Here is an 18,918-nt window from a genome sequence, read left to right as displayed (position 1 = left end):
ATCCATGCCAGCTGACCGGGGCCAGGCGAGTGGGCGGCCGACGATCTCCGAGGTGGCCGCGGAGGCCGGGGTCGGCCGCGCGACCGCCGCCCGCACACTCGGCGGTTACGGCTACGTCAGCCCCGAGCTGCGCGAGCGGGTGCTGGCCGCGGCCGAGAAGCTCGGCTACCGCACGAACGCGCTGGCCCGCAGCATGTCCACGGGTGTGAGCCACACCCTGGGCGTGATCGTCGCCGACATCGGCAACCCCTTCTTCGCGGGGCTGATGCGCGGCATCTCCGACACCTCGCGGGCCAGGGGGTTCGACACGCTCGTGCTGAGCACGTACGAGGATCTCGACCAGGAGGTCGCGGCCACGAACGTGCTCATCGACAAGCGCGTCGACGGGGTCATCATCGCCTCGGCCGCGACCACCGGCAAGCACGTCGCGCACATCAGGGCGGCGATGGACCGCGGCATTCCCGTCGTGCTCGTGGACCGGGCGGTGGCCGCGCTCGACCTCGACGCGGTCGTCACCGACAACCGCGACGCGGCCCGCGAGGCCGTGGAGACGCTCATCGCGGCGGGGCACCGCCGCATCGGGTTCGTCTGGGGTCCTTCCACGTCACGGACGCCGGCGACGCGGCGCGAGCTGCTCGCGGACGCGGCCCGCGGGCTGTGGACGGACGGGGAGCGGCTGCGCGGCTACCTCGACGCGCTCGACGACGCGCACATCCCCTTCGACCCCGAGCTGGTCATGGTCGGGCCCAAGACGGAGGCGCGGGCGACCGCGGAGGTCGCGCGCATGACGTCCATGAGCGACCGCATCACCGCGGTGTTCTGCACCGAGACCGACGCGGTGACCGGGGCGCTGCGCGCGCTACGGGCGGCCGGGCTGTCCTGCCCGCGCGACGTCGCGCTGATCGGCTTCGACGACAGCGCGTGGGCGGCCGTCATGGAGCCGCCGCTGACGATGATCGAGCAGCCCGTGCACCAGCTCGGGGCGAAGGCGGCGCAGGTGCTGCTCGACACCCTGGAGGGCGCCGACCCACCCCGCGAGATGCACATACTCCGCTCGCGGCTCATCGTCCGCTCCTCGGTCGCCCCGCCTGTCCTGGGTGACTCTTAGCGGTTCGGTCACATGCCGGCGATGAGCTTGTCCACCCGCTCGTCCACGCTGCGGAACGGGTCCTTGCACAGCACCGTGCGCTGGGCCTGGTCGTTCAGCTTGAGATGCACCCAGTCGACGGTGAAGTCGCGGCGCTTCTCCTGCGCCTTGCGGATGAACTCACCGCGCAGCCGCGCCCTGGTCGTCTGCGGCGGCACCGACTTGGCCTCGAAGATCTTGATGTCGGAGGCCACCCGCTCCACCGCACCGCGGCGCTGTAGCAGGTAGAACAGGCCCCGCTTGCGGTGCACGTCATGGTAGGCGAGGTCGAGCTGCGCCACCCTGGGCGACGACAGCGGCAGGTCGTACTTCTTCCGGTAGCGCTCGATGAGCTGGTATTTCGTCACCCAGTCGATCTCACGCGACACCAGGTCGAGGTTGCCCGTGTCGACCGCGCGCAGCGTGCGCTCCCACAGCTCCAGCACCCGGTGCGCGATCGCGTCGCCGCCGCGGCGCTCGACGAAGTCCTTCGCCTTCGACAGGTATTCCTGCTGGATCTCCAGGGCGGAGGCCTCGCGCCCGTTGGCCAGCCGCACCCGACGCCGGCCGGTCATGTCGTGGGAGACCTCGCGGATGGCCCTGATCGGGTTCTCCAGCGACAGGTCGCGCATCACCGTGCCGCCCTCGATCATGCGCAGCACCAGATCGGTCGCGCCGACCTTGAGCAGCATCGTGGTCTCGCTCATGTTGGAATCGCCGACGATCACGTGCAGCCGGCGGAACCGCTCGGCGTCACCGTGCGGCTCGTCACGGGTGTTGATGATCGGCCGGGACCGGGTGGTGGCCGACGACACGCCCTCCCAGATGTGCTCGGCCCGCTGCGAGACGCAGTAGACGGCGCCGCGCGGGGTCTGCAGCACCTTGCCCGCCCCGCAGATGATCTGCCGGGTGACCAGGAACGGGATCAGCACGTCGGCCAGCCGCCCGAACTCACCCTGCCGTCCCACACAGTAGTTCTCGTGACAGCCGTAGGAGTTTCCGGCCGAGTCGGTGTTGTTCTTGAACAGGTAGACGTCACCCGCGATGCCCTCTTCGCGCAGCCGCTTCTCGGCGTCGACGAGCAGGCCCTCCAGGATGCGCTCTCCTGCCTTGTCATGCGTGACCAGCTCGATCAGGTTGTCACACTCGGGCGTGGCGTACTCGGGATGGCTGCCGACGTCCAGGTACAGGCGGGCGCCGTTGCGCAGGAACACATTGCTCGACCGGCCCCAGGACACGACCCGCCGGAACAGGTAGCGGGCCACCTCGTCCGGGGACAACCTGCGCTGTCCCCGGAACGTGCACGTGACGCCGTACTCGTTCTCCAGGCCGAAGATGCGACGATCCATTTCCTCAAGCTACTCCCCCAGCACGGTCTCGCCCAGATGGCCGGTGCGGGCCTGGTGGCCGGCGCCGAGCGCGCGCAGGCGCGGGTCTCCTGGTCACAAAGCCGTGAAAACGGGCGGGCCGCCATTTCACAACCGTTGCCCCCGCCAGGCGCGCCACCGCCGCCTTCCTGACGGCTCCGCACCGAGCGAGGTCACGTGGCGTCGCTGTGGGCGCGGGCGCGCCACAGGAGATAGACGAAGTACGGCGTGCCGATCAGCGCCGTCACCAGGCCCGCGGGCACCTGCGCCGGGGCGATGACGGTACGCCCGAGCGTGTCGGCCAGGCTGACCAGCACCGCGCCGAGCAGCGCGGCGACCGGGAGCATCCGCCGGTGGCGGGCGCCGACGAGGGCGCGGGCGGCGTGCGGGGCCACCAGGCCGACGAAGCCGACGACCCCGATCACGGACACCGCCGTGGAGGTGAGCAGCACGGCTCCGGCGAGCGCGCCCAGGCGTACCGGCTCCAACGGGACGCCCAGGATGCGCGGGGTGTCCTCGTCCAGGGACAGCAGGTCGAGGTCCCTGCGCAGCCAGACCAGCAGCGGCACGACGACCAGCAGCGCCAGCGTCACCGGGATGAGCTGCGCCGGGACGCGGCCGTACGTCGAGCCGGACAGCCAGGTCAGGGCCTTGGCGGTGTTCCACGGGTCGGACAGCACGATGATCAGGACGGTGACGGCGGTGCAGGCGGCCTGCATGCCGACCCCGATCAGGACCAGCCGGTCGGAGCTCAGCCCGCCGCGCCAGGCCAGCCCGTACACCAAAGCGAAGGCGGCCAGCGCGCCCGCGCCCGCCGCCGCGGACATCGTCCAGAGCCCGGCCAGCGGCACCAGCGTGAGCAGCGTGATCGCGCCGACGCCCGCCCCGGCGGTGACGCCGAGCACGCCCGGCTCGGCGAGCGGGTTGCGGCACACGGCCTGCACCGCCGCGCCCGCCACGGCCAGCGCCGTACCGGCCAGCACCGCGGCGAACACGCGCGGCCAGCGCTGGTCGAGCACGAACGTCAGGGCCCGCCCGCTGCGGCCCTGCAGCCAGTTGACCACGTCACCGGTCAGCAGCCACCTGTCACCGCCCAGCATGCCCATGACCACCGCGCTCACCAGCAGGACCGCGCAGACGGCGACCACGGCCAGGAAGGCCGCGCGCGAACGCGTCGCGCCCGTGCGCACGGACGGCGGCCGGCGGGTCGCGCCCGCGTCGCGGTAACGGCGGGCCAGCCACACCATCACCGCCGCGCCGAGCACCGTCGTCACCACGCCCGGCGGCACCTCCACCCCTGCCTGCGCACCCAGCACGGCCCGCAGCACGATGTCGGAGCCCAGCACGACCAGCACGCCGGCCAGCCCCGACAGGGGCAGCAGCGCGCGGCTCCTGTGCAGGCCGGGGATGGACCTGGGGAGCAGCCGCACGATCACCGGCGCGCACAGCCCGACGAACCCGATCGGTCCCGCGATCGTCACCGCGGCGGCCGACAGCAGCACGGCCAGCAGGGTCAGCCACAGGCGCAGCCGCCGCACGTTCACGCCGAGCACCGTGGCGGTGTCGTCGCCCAGGCCGAGGATGTCCAGCCGGGGCCCGGCCAGCACCGCCGCGCCCAGCGCCACCGCGATCACCGGGCCGAGCTGGGTGACGGCGTCCAGGTCGCTCTGCACGAGCGAGCCGCTGCCCCAGGCGAACAGCCCGGTGGTCTCCTGCTCGAACAGGATCATGACGAGGTTCGTCAGCGAGCTGAGCGCCAGCGCGGTGGCCGAACCTGCCAGGATCAGCCGGGTCGTCCCGGTACGCCCGCCCGCCGACAGCGCCAGCACCAGCGTCGCGGCGGCCAGCCCGCCGATCAGGGCGAGCCCGCCCGACACCGGGACCGGCAGCGACAGCCCGAACGCGGCCGCGGCGGCGACCGCGAGATAGGCGCCCGAGCTGACGGCCAGCGTGTCCGGCGACGCCATCGCGTTGCGGGCGATCGCCTGCAGCAGCGCGCCCGCGACGCCCAGCGCGACGCCGACGCAGACGCCGGCCAGCAGCCGCGGCAGCCGGGAGGCCAGCAGCACGCGCGCGGCCTCGTCGCTGCCGCCGAACGGCAGCGCCAGCAGGTCGAGCGCGCCGACGGACGAGGTGCCCTGCGTCACGTGCACCGCCGCGACCAGGACGACCGCGGCCAGCGCGAGCAGGAAGACCCCCGCGACGCCCAGCCGCCGCAACGGCGTCGCGGCGTCCTCCTTCGTTCCGGGTACGCCGCCCAGAACGTCCGTGCTCACCCCATGACCTCGATGATCGTCCTTGCTCACCCCGTGTACGCCTTGACCAGGGCGTCGGCGTACTGGCGGCCGGACAGCGGCCCGCCGAAGGTCCAGATGCCGTCGGGCAGCCTGGTGATCTGCTGCTTCTCGACGAACGGCAGCGACTTCCAGATGGCGTTGCCAGCCAGGCCGTCGGCGAACACGTCGAGCCCGTCGGAGGCGTTGTAGAAGAAGCGGAGGTCCGGGTCCTTGAGCACGGTCAGGCCCTCGACGTCGGTGGTGCCCAGGGCCCACTTGTCGTCGACCTTGCCCGTCCAGGCGTTCTTCAGGCCGAGCTGGATGGCGATCTGGGAGACGAGCGTGCCCTGCCCGAACATGCGGACCGAGATCGTGCTGCCCTGCTTCCATCCGTCGGCCATGACGAACGGCTTGCCCGCGCCGCCCGCCGCGGCGATCTTCTGCTTGGCGTCGGCCAGCGCCGTGTCGAACTCGGTCAGCTGCTTGGCCGCCTCGCCGGTCTTGCCGACCGCCGCGGCGATCATGTTCACGTCGTCGCGCATGCGCTTGAGGTTGTCGGCCGCGTCGCTGCCCTTGGTCACCAGCACCGGCACGATCTTCTCAAGCTGCTCGACCAGGGTGGAGTCGCGCTCGACCTCCATGATGACCAGGTCCGGCTGGAGCGCGCTGATGGAGTCCACGCTGGGCTCCTGCCGGCTGCCGACGTCCTTGACCGAGGAGTCGAGCTTGACGGCCGTGTCCCAGGTGCCGTACCCCTTCACGTCGGCCACGCCGACCGGCATGACGCCCAGGCCGGCCACCATCTCGGCCTCGGCCCACTCCAGGGCGACGACCCGGGTGGCCGGGCCGTCGAGCTTGATCTGCTTGCCGCGGCCGTCGGTCACGGTCACGGGGGCGGGGGCCGCGGATGTCGGGCCGGCGGACGGGGCCTGCTCGGTCACGGGCGCCTCCGTCGTGCCGCAGGCGGCGAGGACGACGATGGCCGCGATGGCCGTCAGAGCACTGCGCATGGTGGTTCCCGTCATGTCGTTGCGTCGACTCTCTTGGTGTGCCGGCCGATCGGCCGGGTGGTCACGGTGCCGGTCCTGGGGTCGTGGCTGACCTCGATGCGGATGCCGTACGTGTCGCTGAGCAGGCTCTCGGTGAGGACCTGCGCGGGTGGGCCGTCGGCGCGGATCCGGCCCTCGTGCAGCAGCACGACGTGGTCGGCGATCTCCGCGGCCTGGTTGAGGTCGTGCAGCACGACGCCGATCGCCACGCCGTGCTCGCCGGCCAGGTCGCGGACGAGCTCCAGCAGCTCCACCTGGTAGCGCAGGTCGAGGAACGTGGTGGGCTCGTCCAGCAGCAGGACGCCGGTGTCCTGGGCCAGGCAGGTGGCCAGCCAGACGCGCTGCAGCTCGCCGCCGGACAGCTCGTCCACCGGCCGGTCCGCCATCGCCGTGACGCCGGTCAGCTCCATCGCCCTGGCGACGGCGGCGGCTCCGTCCGGGTCGGCGGCCTTCCACCGCCGCCGGTAGGGGTGGCGGCCGTACCCGACGACGTCGTGCACCTGCACGCCGCCCGGGGTGGGGCGGCTCTGCGACAGCAGCGTCACCCGCCTGGCGAAGTCGCGCGACGACAGGTCCAGCGCGTCGGCGCCGTCGGCGAGCGTCACCGTGCCGCTGTCGGGACGGTGCAGCCTGGCCAGGGCGCGCAGCAGCGTGGACTTGCCACTGCCGTTCGGGCCCACCAGGGCGGTCACGTGGCCCGGCCGCAAGGTGATGCGGCCGTCCTCGACCACGGGGATGCCGTGGTAACTGAGGCGCAGCTCCGCGCCGCGGAGAGCGATCTCCTCGGTCATGGAGATAAGGTTAGGCTAACCTTACAGAAAGCACCACGGCGGGGTACCTCGTCCAGAACCGCGAAGGCGTGATGCCGCGGACCGGCACGCATCGGGTGCCGCCATAAATCGGTCGCGCACCTATTTCGCCTTCCGGTACCGTCGAAGGCATGGGTGCATGTTCAGGGATGCCGAACAGGTTGTGGTTCCGATAAGGCTGCCGCGCTGACGCGCGGTGAGCCCGCTCTCGGCGTTCGCCGATCGAGCCGGATCACCTGATTCTCCCTGATCACCTCTCCACGAATCTGGAGTGCTCTCTTCATGAGCCAAGTCACCCTTCGCGACGTCTCCAAGGCGTACGGTGAGCGCGCCGTGCTCGACCAGGTCTCCTTCACCGTCCCCGCCGGTGAGAAGGTCGGCGTCATCGGCGAGAACGGGTCGGGCAAGTCGACTCTGCTCCGCCTGATCGCGGGAGCCGAGCAGCCCGACGGCGGCGAGCTGATCGTCGCCGCAGAAGGCATCGGTCACCTGCGCCAGACGCTGGACCTGCCGCCGCGGCACACCGTTCAGGACGCCGTGGACGCGGCCCTCGCCGAGCTGCGCGACCTGGAGCGGCGCATGCAGGCCGCCGCCGAGGCCGAGGACATGGACGCGTACGGCGCGTTGTTCACCGCGTTCGAGGCGCGCGGCGGCTACGAGGCCGACGCGCGGGTCGAAGCCGCGATGCACGGCCTCGGCCTGTCGGGCGTCACGCGGCACCGGACGCTGGGCAGTCTGTCGGGCGGCGAGCTGTCCCGGCTCGCGCTGGCCTGCGTGCTGGCGGGCGCGCCGGAGCTGCTGCTGCTCGACGAGCCCACGAACCACCTCGACGGCCAGGCCGTCGCCTGGCTGGAGAAGCATCTTCGCGCCCACCGCGGCACGGTCATCGCGGTCACGCACGACCGCGCGTTCCTGGGCGGGTTCGCCGACGCCATCCTGGAGGCCGACCACGACCGGCGGACCGTCACCCGCTACGGCGACGGCTGGGACGGCTACCTGACCGCCAAGGCGGCCGCGCGGCGGCGCTGGCAGCAGGAGTACGAGGAGTGGCTGGCCGAGACCGAGCGCCAGGCGCGCCTGGCCGACAGCGGTGTCGAACGCCTCTCCTCCGCCGAGCGCACCTCCGACCGCCCCCGTACGGCGGGGCACCGCCGATCGCACGAGGCGGGGCTGTCGGGCGTCGTGCGCAACGCCCGCGAACGGCTGCGCCGCCTGCGCGAGAACCCCGTGCCCAAGCCGCCGGACCCGCTGCGTTTCACGGCGCGGCTGGAGGGCGGCAAGGGTGACGGCCTGACCGCCACGCTCGAAGGCGTCACCGTCGGCGACCGGCTGCGTGTGGACAGCCTGCGGCTCGCGCCGGGCGAGCGCATGCTGCTCACCGGCCCCAACGGGGCGGGCAAGACGACGCTCCTGCGGGTGCTGGCCGGCGACCTCGCGCAGGACTCCGGCAGGGTACGCCGCCCGCGCCGGATCGGGTACCTGCGCCAGGAGGTGCCCGAGAGCGCGCCGCGCACGTCGGTGCTCGGCGTCTTCGCCGAGGGGCTGCCCGGGCCGGCGGACGAGCATGCCGCCCGGCTGCTGTCGCTCGGGCTGTTCGCGGAGTCGGACCTCAGCCGGCCCGCGGCGGCCCTGTCGGTGGGGCAGCGGCGCCGGCTGGAGCTGGCCCGCCTGGTGAGCCGCCCGGCCGACCTGCTGGTGCTCGACGAGCCGACCAACCATCTGTCGCTGGCGCTCATCGAGGACCTGGAGGAGGCGCTGGGGGCCTTCCGGGGGTCGCTGGTGGTGGTGTCGCACGATCGCCGCTTCCGGGACGGCTTCGACGGCACCCACGTGGCCATGCACGAAGGCCGCCTCGTGGCCTGACGCTCCCGCCGCCGGCCCGATCACCCGGTGGTCGGGTCCGGTGGCCGGCCGACGCTAATCCGGTGGCCGAGGGGTGAGCAGGCCCCGGTTGAACGCCTCGGTCACGGCGGCGGCCCGGTCGCCCACGCCGAGTTTGGCGTAGATGTTCAGCAGGTGGGACTTGATCGTGGCCTCGGTGACGAACAGGCTGGCCGCCGCCTCCCGGTTCGTGCTCCCGGCCGCCACCAGCTGGAGGACTTCGAGCTCCCGCTGGCTGAGCGGCCCCGGGGCGGGGGTGCGTACCCGGTTCATCAGCAGGGCGGCCACCGACGGCGCGAGCACCGCCTCGCCCCGGGCCGCCGCGCGGACCGCGCGCAGCAGCTCGTCGCGGGGAGCGTCCTTCAGCAGGTAGCCGGTGGCGCCCGCCTCGATCGCGGGCAGCACGTGGGCGTCGGTGTCGTACGTGGTCAGCACCAGGACGCGGGCACCGCGGCCGGCCAGCTCCCGGGTCGCGCTCACCCCGTCCATGCCCGGCATGCGCAGATCCATCAGGATCACGTCCGGCCGCACGGTCTCAGCGACCCGGACCGCCTCGGCCCCGTCGCCGGCCTCACCGACCACCTCGAAGTCCGGGTCACGCGCGAACATGCTGCTCAAGCCGTCCCTGACCACCGGGTGATCGTCCGCGATCAGCAGCCTGATCACGCCACCGCCCCCGCTCATACGGTCGTCCCCCTCGGCGCGGCTCCTGCCATCGTCCCACCGGCCCGGCTCACCCGGCCGTCCCCGCCGACGTGGCTCATACCGTCCCCCCGCCGGCGCGGCTCATGCCGTCCCCCACCGGCGCGGCTCATGCCGTCGCCTCCGCCGGCTCGGCGGGGACGCGGGCCGAGATCCCCGTGCCGGCGCCGGGCTCCGACTCGACCTGCAGCGTCCCCGACAGGCCCTCGATCCGCTGCCGCATCGCGACCAGGCCGAACCCGCCGCGATCCGCCCCCGAACCGCCGGTGGCGGCACGGCCGGACCAAGCCGGGTCGAAGTCACCGCCGGTCCTGGCCGGGTCGAAGCCGGTGCCGTCGTCGCGCACGTCCAGGGCCACCTCGTGCTCCATGTACGACAGTGTCACGCCCACCCTGGTCGCCCGCGCATGCCTGGCCACGTTCGCCAGCGCCTCCTGCGCGGTCCTGAGCAGCGCGACCTCCGTCTCCGGCAGCATCGCCCGCGCCGTACCGGTCGTCGTGACCCGCACCGGCACACCGTGCAGCGCGGACCAGCGCCCGGCCACGCCCGCCAGCGCCTCCCCCAGCCGCGCCGTCTGCAGCGGCTCGGGGCGCAGCGCGTGCACCGACCGCCGCGCCTCGGTCAGGCTCTCCCTGGCCAGCGCGGTCGCGGCGACGATGTGCCGCTCTCGCCCCGCATGGTCGTCGTCCGCGTGCGCGGCCGCGTGCAGCTGGGTGATGATGCCGGTGAGCCCTTGCGCCAGGGTGTCGTGGATCTCGCGCGCCATCCGTTCGCGCTCGTCGTGCACACCCGCCTCCCGCGCCTGGGTGAGGAGCTGCTCGTGCAGGGCCGCGTTCTCCGCCAGGGTGGCCGCCAGCCTGCGGTTCGCCACCGGACGGCTGAGCGGGGTCCGCCGATCGGCTGACGGGTACAATTCCGCCGATCCGATCACAAGTCTGGAGTGTCCGCGTACATGACCGATGTCCCGCTCTGGCCGGGGACTCCCCCGGGTCCGGCGACCGCCGAAGCTCCTGGTCTCACGTTCTACCCCGCCGCCGAGCCCGCTGCCGGGGCGGTGGTGGTGTGTCCCGGCGGCGGGTACTCCGGGCTGGCCGCGCACGAGGGCGCCGACGTGGCCCGCTGGCTCGTCACGCTGGGCATCGACGCGTACGTCCTGCGCTACCGGGTGATCGGGGACGAGCCAGGCCGCGCGCCGCTGCACCCCGCTCCCCTGAACGACCTGCGCCAGGCCGTACGCGTGGTCAGGGAGCGCGGCGCCGGTCGCGTCGCCGTCATGGGCTTCTCCGCCGGTGGCCACCTCACCGCCACTCTCGCGACGGCCCCGCGGGTCGAGCGCCCGGACGCCATCGTGCTCGGATATCCCGTCATCGACTTCACCGGCGCGCGCAGCCACTCCTGGTCGCGCCGCCAGCTGCTCGGCCCCGACGGCACCGAGGAGCAGGCGGCGGCCCTGTCCGCGCACCTCAACGTGACCGCGGACACGCCGCCCGCCTTCCTGTGGCACACCGCGGCGGACGAGTCGGTGCCCGCCACCGACAGCCTGCTGTTCGCGGGTGCGCTCGCCCGCGCCGGGACGCCGTACGAGCTGCATGTCTTTCCTGAGGGCAAGCACGGGCTGGGGCTCGCGCAGGACGTGCCGGCCGCGTCCGCCTGGCCCGGACTGTGCGCCACCTGGCTCGCCGCCCAGGGGTTCGGCCCGCGTTCTTCCTGACGCCTGCCGCCGGTCGAGCACGGGACGGTTTCCGTACGCACGGCGCCTCCTTCCGCGAGACCGGCTGCTGGAACGTTGCGCCACAACGAGGACGGCGTCAACGCCCAGAAAAGGCGCCAGAAAAGTCCGCGGACACCCCCAGCAGCCAGGATCCGCATAAATTCGAAAATTTCGCTACCCGGACCGCGCCGATTACCACGCCGCCCTTTGACGGCCTTCCTACCAGCGCGATCGCAGGGTCCCGCGTGAAAGTTTCAGCCGCGACCTCCCCTTTTCAGTGTGAATTAGTTTGTTGACTTGACATATCTATTAGGCGTACTTCTTCCTCGGTGGCTACGAGGAAAGGAGAACCCACGAGATGTTCGTGCGTAAACTCAAAGGCATCGCCCTGCTCGCCGCCGCGGCGACCGCGTGGGTGGCGCCGCCGACGGCCGCCCAGGCGGCGGCCGCGCCTGTGGCCGGCGGCGTCTACCAGCTCAAAGTGACCAAGAGCGGCATGTGCCTGGACGTGGTGGCCGGCTCCAAAGACAACGGCGCACTGCTCCAGCAATGGGGCTGCAGCGGCTCGGCCTGGCAGCAGTTCACCCTCAAGTCGGCAGGCTCCGGGATCTACAACCTGGTGAACGTCAACAGCGGACGCTGCCTCGACGTGCCCAGCGGCACCACCACCTCCGGCGTCCGCCTGCAGCAATGGGGCTGCGGCGACGGCACCAAGACCAACCAGCAATGGCGCCTGACCGCCTCAGGCAGCGGCACCTACCAGATCGCGAACGTCGCCAGCGGCCTGTGCATGTCCGACGAGGGCGCCTCCACGGCCAACGGCGCCGCGATCATCCAGGAGACCTGCACCGCCAACACCAACAAGCAGTGGGCCTTCACCTCGGCCGCGAAGGCCACGGTCGCGGCGGACGGCAGCGGCACCTACCGGACCGTGCAGGCCGCCATCGACGCCGTGCCCTCGGGGAACGCGAGCCGGGTGACGATCACCATCGCGCCCGGGACATACCGGGAGATCGTCCGGGTGCCCTCGAACAAGCCGTACGTCACGCTGCAGGGCCTCGGTTCTTCGGCGAGCCAGACTGTTATCGTTAACAACCACTATGCCGGTGCATACGGGACATCCGGCAGCGCCACCGCGTTCGTCGACGGCCACGACTTCGTCGCGACCAACCTGACGATCTCGAACGACTTCAACGAGGACCCGGCCGTCACCGGTCACCAGGCGCTCGCGCTCAACCTGACCGCCGACCGCGCCCGCCTGTCCGGCGTGCGCCTGCTCGGCGACCAGGACACGTTCCTGGTCAACGACTCGGCCCGCGCGTACGTCTCGAACTCCTACATCGAGGGCACCGTCGACTTCATCTTCGGCGGCGGCACCATCGTCTTCGACAACTGCGACATCTACGAGAAGCGCAGCACCGGCGGCCCGATCACGGCCGCCAGCACGGCGGCCGCCAAGACGTACGGCTTCCTGTTCTACAAGTCCCGCATCTCCGGCGCGGCCTCGGCCGGCACCACCACCCTGGGCCGCCCCTGGCGCCCCGACGCCCAGGTCCTCTACCGCGAGTCCACGCTCAGCTCGGTGATCAACACCGGCCAGCCGTGGACCGACATGTCCACGAATTCGTGGAAGAACGCCCGTTTCACCGAGTACCGGAACACCGGCGCGGGCGCCGGCACGAACGCCAACCGGCCGCAGCTCAGCGACGCCCAGGCCCCGAACTACACCCCGCAGAGGTACCTCGCCGGATCCGACGGCTGGAACCCCGTCGGCTGACCCGCTCCCCCTCTCCAGAAGGATGATCATGCGTTTCACGAACATCCGGGCCCGCGCGGCGGCCGTGGCAGCCGCCGCCGTCGTGGCCTCGCTCGGGCTGGTCCCCTCCTCCGCGCAGGCGGCCGTGCCCGTGGCGGGCGGCGTCTACCAGCTCAAAGTGACCAAGAGCGGCATGTGCCTGGACGTGGTGGCCGGCTCGAAGGACAACGGCGCACTGCTCCAGCAATGGGGCTGCAGCGGCTCGGCCTGGCAGCAGTTCACCCTCAAGTCGGCAGGCTCCGGGATCTACAACCTGGTGAACGTCAACAGCGGACGCTGCCTCGACGTCCCCAGCGGCACCACCACCTCCGGCGCCCGCCTGCAGCAATGGGGCTGCGGCGACGGCACCAAGACCAACCAGCAATGGCGCCTGACCACCTCAGGCAGCGGCACGTACCAGATCGCCAACGTCGCCAGCGGCCTGTGCGCCAGCGACGAGGGCGCCTCCACGGCCAACGGCGCCGCGATCATCCAGGAGACCTGCACCGCCAACACCAACAAGCAGTGGGCGTTCGAGCCGGTGGGCGGCGGGCGCACCTGGCCGACCAACGCCGACGGGTTCGCGGCCACCGGCGGCGGCACCACGGGCGGCGCGGCGGGCCCCACCGTCACCGTCACCACCTACGCCGACCTGGTCAGATACGCCACCGCCGGCACCCCGTACGTCATCCGCGTCAACGGCGCGATCACCGTCGCCCCGTACGGCACCGAGATCAAGGTCACCTCCAACAAGACCATCGTCGGCGCCGGCACCGCCGGCCACATCCTCAACGGCGGCTTCTTCCTGGGCGAAGGCGTCAGCAACGTCATCATCCGCAACCTGACCATCCGCGACACCCGGATGGCCGACGACGACCCCGACGACAAGCTCTACGACTACGACGGCATCCAGATGGACACCGCCCACCACATCTGGATCGACCACAACACGATCACCCGGATGAACGACGGCCTGATCGACAGCCGCAAGGACACCAGTTACCTCACCGTGTCCTGGAACGTCCTGTCGGAGAACAACAAGTCCTTCGGCATCGGCTGGACCGAGAACGTCACCGCCCGCATGACGATCCACCACAACTGGATCCACGACACCAACCAGCGCAACCCCAGCACCGACAACGTCGCCTACGCCCACCTCTACAACAACTACCTGCAGAACGTGACGTCGTACGGCAACTACGCGCGCGGCGCCACCAAGATGGTCATCGAGAACAGCTACTACCAGTCGGTCAAGGACCCCTACTACCCCGACGCCACCGCCCAGCTCCGGCAGAGCGGCAGCGTCTGCGTCTCCTGCACCGGCAACCAGACCACCAGCGGCTCGGCCTTCACGCCCAGCTCGTTCTACTCCTACACCCTCGACCCGGCCGCCGACGTGCCGTCCCTGCTCAGGTCGTACGCGGGGCCGCAGGCCAGCATCGGCGCCTGAAGCCGCCCAAGCCCGTCCGGCGCCCGTCCGGACGGGCTCACGGCTGGACGGGCTCACCACCGGAAAGCCGCTGGCCAACCTGGCCCTCGTCACCGAGGATCTCGGCGATTCCGTCGCCGCCCTCGGATACACCGAGCAGGCCGTGGCCCGGTATCGTGCGCTGGAGGGAGCAGGTTCTGGCGCCGGAGACTGACCGCCGATTAATTCTGACTGGCAGGGTTGCATTCCGTGAAGCGGAATAAGACAAACACCGCTCGCCAGGCGCACCCGGCAGTCTAAAACCCGAGCTCACGACGGGCCGGACCCGGCGGAGCCGCTCCCGCTCACCTCTGCGACCCCTCCTGATGTGCGCCACAGCGCCCCGTCATGTCCGCCGGGACCTCTTGACACACTCTCGGCCTCAGTGGTCTGCTAGCGCCATCTTCGGAACGTCATTCCTTATTGCGGAATGATGGCAATCACTTGAGAACGGAGCTCCATGGAACGCGCGCATTCGATGGCCGGTGAACCGCGGTGAAGGCGCTGGTCTTCACCGGGCCGGGTGTCGTCGAGCCGCAGGACGTGCCCGAGCCGTCGGTCGGCCGGGACGAGGTGCTGGTGCACGTGGTCACCTCCGGCATCTGCGGCAGCGAGCTGCACGGCGTCAGGACCCCGGGGTTCCGGGTGCCGCCGCTGGTGATGGGGCACGAGTTCGCCGGGCGTACCAATGACGGGCAGGCGGTGACGGTCAACCCGATCCTGTCCTGCGGCACGTGCGACGTGTGCGCGGCCGGGCTGCCCAACGTGTGCAGGAACCGGCAGATCATCGGCGTGCACCGGCCCGGCGCGTTCGCCGAGCGCGTCGCGGTGCCCGCGGCGGCCGTGGTGCCGCTGCCGGTCGGGCTCGGCTGGACCGCCGCGGGCGTCGTCGAGCCCGCCGCCAACTCCGTGCACGCCTGGCGGCTGGCCGGGCGTCCGGCCGGCGCCCGGGTCGGCGTGCTCGGCGCGGGCGCGATCGGCCTGACCTGCCTGCAGGTGGCCCTGTCCGGCGGCGCGGCCTCGGTCGAGATCGCCGACCGCTCACCGGAGCGGCTGGAGATCGCCGCCCGGCTCGGCGCGAGCGCCGCGGGCCAGGAGCTGACCGGCGAGTACGACGTCGTCTTCGACGCGGTCGGCGCCGCCGTCACCCACCAGCAGTCGCTGGCCCGCCTGCGCCCCGGCGGCGTGGCCATCTGGCTCGGCCTGGCCGACCACGTGGCCGGCTACGACGCCCTCGACCTGGTACGCGGCGAGAAGCGGGTGCTGGGCTCCTTCGCCTACGACGCCGCCGACTTCGCCGGAGCGATCGAGCTGGTCACGGGCTGGGACCTGAGCTGGGTCGAGACCTTCCCCCTGGACGAGGGCGCGGCCGTCTTCACCACGCTGATGAACGGCCGCGCCACCCCCGTCAAGGCTCTGCTGACCCCGGAAGCGAGGTAGCCCATGGCCCGCATCGTCCTCGTGGGCGCCGGCAGCATCACGTTCGCGAAGAACCTCCTCTCCGATCTCCTGACGTTTCCGGAGCTGTCGGAGTCGACGATCGTGCTCCACGACATCGACCAGGCCCGCCTCGACACCGCCACGGCGATGGCCGAGTGGATGGTCGCCGAGCTGGGCGCCGGCGCGACGATCGAGGCGCACGCCGACCGCAGGGCCGCGGTGGCCGGCGCCGACTACGTGATCAACGAGATCGCCGTGGGCGGCCTGGACGCCGTCAAGCGCGACTTCGAGATCCCCGCCGGGTACGGCGTCCGCCAGACGATCGCCGACACGCTCGGCATCGGCGGCATCTTCCGCGCCCTGCGCACGATCCCGGTCATGGTCGGGATCGGGAACGACCTGGCCGAGCTGGCCCCGGACGCCACCCTGTTCACCTACACCAACCCGATGTCGATGATCCCGTGGTCGGTGTACGCGGGCACCCCGTTCAAAAACGTCGTCGGCGTCTGCCACGCCGCCCGCGACACCCAGAAGACCCTGGCCAGGATGGTCGGCGTGCCGGAAGAGGAGATCTCCTTCCTCACCGCGGGCGTCAACCACCAGGCGTTCGTCCTGCGCTTCGAGCGGGCCGGCGAGAACCTCTACGACCGGCTGGACGAGCTGATCGAGAAGGACCCCGAGCTGGCCCGCCGGGTCCGCGTCGAGGTCTACCGGAGCTTCGGCTACTTCCCGACGGAGTCCAGCGAGCACGGCTCGGAGTACCTGCCGTGGTTCCTGCCGCACGAGGAGGAGGTGGCGCACTACCGGATCCCGGTCGGCGTCTACCTCGAATGGCTGGCCGACGGCTTCGAGGAGTACGAGACGTACAAGCGCTCGCTCGAAGAGGGCCGGGGCGTGCCGATCAGGCGCGGCGAAGAGCTGGCCTCGCTGGCCATCCACTCGATGGAGACCGGGACCCGCCGGATGATCCACGGCAACGTGCGCAACGCCGGGCTGATCTCCAACCTGCCGCACGAGGCCACCGTCGAGGTGCCCTGCCACGTGGACCGGGCCGGCGTGCAGCCGGTGCGCGTCGGCGAGCTGCCCGCCCAGGTCGCCGCGCTGAACCGGACGTTGCTGAACGTCAGCGAGCTGACCGTGAAGGCGGCGCTCGAAGGCCGGCGCGACCACGTCTACCAGGCCGCGTTGCTCGACCCCAACACCGCCGCCACGCTCCCGGTCCGTAAGATCCGCGAGCTGGTGGACGACCTGATCGCGGCTCACGGCGACCTGCTGCCCGCCGGCATCCGGAACTAGAGGAGGAAATCATGTGCGCTGCCGACCCGCCGTTGTCCCGATACCGGCCGGTTTCCCAGCTGCGGGTCGCGGTCCACGAGATCGATCGCGCCTGCGTGCCCGTCGTCGACGCCCACATCCACCTCGGCCGCTGGCTGAGCGAGGACGGCGACTGGATGGTCAAGGACGTCCCGGCCCTGATCGGGCTGATGGACGAGCTCAACCTGCGCGGCATGGTCAACCTCGACGGCCGCTGGGGACGTGAGCTGGCCGAGAACATCGAGCGCTACGACGCGGCCCACCCCGGCAGGTTCGCCACGTTCTGCCACGTCGACTGGTCGCAGACGGCGGAGCCGGGCTTCGGCGAGCGGCTGGCCGCGCAGCTCCGGCGGAACGTGGCCGAGGGCGCGGCCGGGCTGAAGGTGTGGAAGGACGTGGGCCTGCGGGTCCGCGACGACCGCGGCGAGCTGGTCATGCTCGACGACCCCCGGCTCGACGACCTGTGGGCGGCCGTCGGCGAGGCGGGCATCCCGATCGCGCTGCACACCGCCGACCCGGTGGCCTTCTTCGAGCCGGTGGACGAGCGCAACGAGCGGCTCGAACTGCTGGCCGCGCGGCCAGACTGGAACTTCTCCGGGCCTGAGTTCCCGCCGTTCGAGCGGCTGATGGAGGCCATGGAGTCGATGATCGCCAGGCATCCCGCGACCACGGTGATCGGGGTGCACGCGGGCTGCTGGCCGGAGAACCTGGGCTTCGCGAGCCGGATGCTGGACACGTACCCGAACTTCCACATCGACATCGCGGCGCGCGTCGCCGAGCTGGGCCGCCAGCCGCGCGCCACGCGCGCGCTGATGCTGCGGCACCCGGGCCGGGTGCTGTTCGGCACCGACGAGATCCCGCCGGACCGCGAGAGCTACCGGATCCACTTCCGGTTCATGGAGACCGACGACGAGGCGTTCGCGCACTCGCTGGACGATCCGCCGCTGATGGGCCGCTGGACGATCTCCGGTCTCGACCTGCCGGACGACGTGCTCCAGCGGGTCTACGCGGGCAACGCGCTCGACCTCGTGCCGAGGCTGGCATGACCGCGACGCTCACCCGCGGCAAGCCGTCCTTCAAGCCCGCCTTCAAGCAGCGCCACAGCGCGGAGGGCGGTCAGGGCAGGTACGCGCTGATGTTCCTGCTGCCGACGGTGATCGGCTTCGCCGCGTTCTACATCTATCCCAGCATCCGCGGCGTCTGGCTCTCGGTCACCGACTGGAACCTGCTGTCCGACCCCGAGTTCGTCGGCATGGACAACTACGCCGAGCTGGCCACCGACCCGCTGTTCTGGAAGGCGCTGCTGCTCACCGGCTACAACACGGCGCTGAACCTGGTCGGCCAGCTCTCGCTGGCGCTGGTGCTGGCCGCGCTCATGCACCGGCTGACCAAGTCGGTGGTGCTGCGGGCCACGCTGCTGCTGCCCTGGCTGGTGCCGAACGTGGCCACCGCGCTGCTGTGGCTGTGGCTGCTGGACGCCAACCTCGGCTTCGTCAACCAGCTCCTGGACGCCATGGGCATGTCCACGCACGGCTTCTTCAACTCGCCGGCCGAGGCGATGCCGAGCGTCGCCGCGGTGACCACGTGGGCGTCGGTCGGATATGTGGCGCTGCTGCTGTACGCGGGCATGCTACAGATCCCGAACTCGGTGTACGAGGCCGCGGCGATGGACGGCGCGGGCGAGATCCGCACCTTCTTCCGCATCACGCTCCCGCTGCTGCGCCCGGTGCTCGCCCTGGTCCTGGTGGTCTCGGTGATCGGCTGCTTCCAGATCTTCGACACCATCGCGGTCGCCACCAAGGGCGGCCCGATCAACGCCACCAAGGTCATCTACTACTACATCTACCAGGAGGCGTTCACCCACTTCCGGATGGGCTACGCGGCGGCCATGGCGCTCAGCCTGGTGCTGGTCCTCGGCGTGCTCACCTACATCCAGATGCGCCTGATGCGCGCGTCCGACTCGGACCTCGGATAGGAGCG

Annotated in this window: 15 protein-coding genes; 9 read left to right on the top strand and 6 right to left on the bottom strand. The window is 71.5% G+C overall.

Going from position 1 to position 18,918, the window contains the following annotated elements; translation table 11 throughout:
- Positions 1-4 precede the first annotated feature (4 nt).
- A complete protein-coding gene (locus ABEA43_RS43935; protein WP_345571777.1) occupies positions 5-1,108 on the top strand; it encodes a LacI family DNA-binding transcriptional regulator in 1,104 nt (367 codons plus the stop codon).
- 8 nt (positions 1,109-1,116) lie between these two features.
- Here the strand turns inward: ABEA43_RS43935 and pafA are convergent, their stop codons facing one another.
- The 4 genes from pafA to ABEA43_RS43915 all read right to left on the bottom strand — a co-directional run bounded on the left by pafA (position 1,117) and on the right by ABEA43_RS43915 (position 6,609).
- Positions 1,117-2,475, bottom strand: coding sequence for a Pup--protein ligase (pafA, locus tag ABEA43_RS43930; protein WP_345571775.1), 1,359 nt, complete (start codon positions 2,473-2,475; stop codon positions 1,117-1,119).
- Between the two features lie 191 nt (positions 2,476-2,666).
- A complete protein-coding gene (locus ABEA43_RS43925; protein WP_345571774.1) occupies positions 2,667-4,769 on the bottom strand; it encodes an iron ABC transporter permease in 2,103 nt (700 codons plus the stop codon).
- Positions 4,770-4,795: 26 nt separating this feature from the next.
- Positions 4,796-5,779 carry an ABC transporter substrate-binding protein gene (locus ABEA43_RS43920; RefSeq protein WP_345571772.1) on the bottom strand — a complete coding sequence of 328 codons (984 nt, stop codon included), beginning with the start codon at positions 5,777-5,779 and terminating at the stop codon, positions 4,796-4,798.
- 11 nt (positions 5,780-5,790) lie between these two features.
- Positions 5,791-6,609: an ABC transporter ATP-binding protein gene (locus ABEA43_RS43915; protein ID WP_345571770.1), complete on the bottom strand. Its 819-nt coding sequence runs from the start codon at positions 6,607-6,609 to the stop codon at positions 5,791-5,793.
- A 300-nt stretch (positions 6,610-6,909) separates the two neighbouring features.
- On the opposite strand from ABEA43_RS43915, the gene abc-f reads away from it, so the two are divergent.
- On the top strand, positions 6,910-8,490 hold the full coding sequence (gene abc-f / locus ABEA43_RS43910) for a ribosomal protection-like ABC-F family protein (RefSeq protein WP_345571769.1): 1,581 nt from the start codon (positions 6,910-6,912) through the stop codon (positions 8,488-8,490).
- A 54-nt stretch (positions 8,491-8,544) separates the two neighbouring features.
- On the opposite strand, the gene ABEA43_RS43905 is transcribed toward abc-f, so the two are convergent.
- Positions 8,545-9,192 (bottom strand): response regulator transcription factor, encoded by a 648-nt coding sequence (locus tag ABEA43_RS43905; protein ID WP_345571767.1) that lies wholly within the window; start codon positions 9,190-9,192, stop codon positions 8,545-8,547.
- A gap of 127 nt (positions 9,193-9,319) precedes the next feature.
- Positions 9,320-10,081 carry a sensor histidine kinase gene (locus ABEA43_RS43900; RefSeq protein ID WP_345571765.1) on the bottom strand — a complete coding sequence of 254 codons (762 nt, stop codon included), beginning with the start codon at positions 10,079-10,081 and terminating at the stop codon, positions 9,320-9,322.
- An 81-nt stretch (positions 10,082-10,162) separates the two neighbouring features.
- On the opposite strand from ABEA43_RS43900, the gene ABEA43_RS43895 reads away from it, so the two are divergent.
- From ABEA43_RS43895 to ABEA43_RS43865, 7 genes are all read left to right on the top strand, one after another.
- On the top strand, positions 10,163-10,921 hold the full coding sequence (locus ABEA43_RS43895) for an alpha/beta hydrolase (RefSeq protein WP_345571763.1): 759 nt from the start codon (positions 10,163-10,165) through the stop codon (positions 10,919-10,921).
- A 358-nt stretch (positions 10,922-11,279) separates the two neighbouring features.
- Positions 11,280-12,698: a pectinesterase family protein gene (locus ABEA43_RS43890; protein ID WP_345571761.1), complete on the top strand. Its 1,419-nt coding sequence runs from the start codon at positions 11,280-11,282 to the stop codon at positions 12,696-12,698.
- Positions 12,699-12,726: 28 nt separating this feature from the next.
- The gene (locus tag ABEA43_RS43885) at positions 12,727-14,166 is read left to right on the top strand and encodes an RICIN domain-containing protein (RefSeq protein WP_345571759.1); all 1,440 of its coding nucleotides are present in this window, start codon (positions 12,727-12,729) and stop codon (positions 14,164-14,166) included.
- Between the two features lie 513 nt (positions 14,167-14,679).
- Positions 14,680-15,624 carry an alcohol dehydrogenase catalytic domain-containing protein gene (locus ABEA43_RS43880; RefSeq protein ID WP_345571757.1) on the top strand — a complete coding sequence of 315 codons (945 nt, stop codon included), beginning with the start codon at positions 14,680-14,682 and terminating at the stop codon, positions 15,622-15,624.
- Positions 15,625-15,627: 3 nt separating this feature from the next.
- Positions 15,628-16,920: an alpha-galactosidase gene (melA, locus tag ABEA43_RS43875; protein ID WP_345571755.1), complete on the top strand. Its 1,293-nt coding sequence runs from the start codon at positions 15,628-15,630 to the stop codon at positions 16,918-16,920.
- Between the two features lie 11 nt (positions 16,921-16,931).
- Positions 16,932-17,984 (top strand): amidohydrolase family protein, encoded by a 1,053-nt coding sequence (locus tag ABEA43_RS43870; protein WP_345571753.1) that lies wholly within the window; start codon positions 16,932-16,934, stop codon positions 17,982-17,984.
- The gene (locus ABEA43_RS43865; RefSeq protein WP_345571751.1) at positions 17,981-18,913 is read left to right on the top strand and encodes a carbohydrate ABC transporter permease; all 933 of its coding nucleotides are present in this window, start codon (positions 17,981-17,983) and stop codon (positions 18,911-18,913) included. The genes ABEA43_RS43870 and ABEA43_RS43865 overlap by 4 nt, the downstream gene beginning before the upstream one ends.
- Positions 18,914-18,918: the final 5 nt, after the last annotated feature.

Source organism: Nonomuraea rosea, assembly GCF_039539705.1.
In the GTDB taxonomy this organism is placed as follows: Bacteria; Actinomycetota; Actinomycetes; order Streptosporangiales; family Streptosporangiaceae; genus Nonomuraea; species Nonomuraea rosea.
Note: the sequence above shows the minus strand (reverse complement) of the source record. Positions and strands in the feature narration are given on the sequence as shown.

Coding starts and splice junctions, on each gene's coding strand:
- ABEA43_RS43935 (WP_345571777.1), top strand. CDS start 5: ATGCCAGCTGACCGGGGCCAGGCGAGTGGGCGGCCGACGATCTCCGAG.
- pafA (WP_345571775.1), bottom strand. CDS start 2,475: ATGGATCGTCGCATCTTCGGCCTGGAGAACGAGTACGGCGTCACGTGC.
- ABEA43_RS43920 (WP_345571772.1), bottom strand. CDS start 5,779: ATGCGCAGTGCTCTGACGGCCATCGCGGCCATCGTCGTCCTCGCCGCC.
- ABEA43_RS43915 (WP_345571770.1), bottom strand. CDS start 6,609: ATGACCGAGGAGATCGCTCTCCGCGGCGCGGAGCTGCGCCTCAGTTAC.
- abc-f (WP_345571769.1), top strand. CDS start 6,910: ATGAGCCAAGTCACCCTTCGCGACGTCTCCAAGGCGTACGGTGAGCGC.
- ABEA43_RS43905 (WP_345571767.1), bottom strand. CDS start 9,192: ATGAGCGGGGGCGGTGGCGTGATCAGGCTGCTGATCGCGGACGATCAC.
- ABEA43_RS43895 (WP_345571763.1), top strand. CDS start 10,163: ATGACCGATGTCCCGCTCTGGCCGGGGACTCCCCCGGGTCCGGCGACC.
- ABEA43_RS43890 (WP_345571761.1), top strand. CDS start 11,280: ATGTTCGTGCGTAAACTCAAAGGCATCGCCCTGCTCGCCGCCGCGGCG.
- ABEA43_RS43885 (WP_345571759.1), top strand. CDS start 12,727: ATGCGTTTCACGAACATCCGGGCCCGCGCGGCGGCCGTGGCAGCCGCC.
- melA (WP_345571755.1), top strand. CDS start 15,628: ATGGCCCGCATCGTCCTCGTGGGCGCCGGCAGCATCACGTTCGCGAAG.
- ABEA43_RS43870 (WP_345571753.1), top strand. CDS start 16,932: ATGTGCGCTGCCGACCCGCCGTTGTCCCGATACCGGCCGGTTTCCCAG.
- ABEA43_RS43865 (WP_345571751.1), top strand. CDS start 17,981: ATGACCGCGACGCTCACCCGCGGCAAGCCGTCCTTCAAGCCCGCCTTC.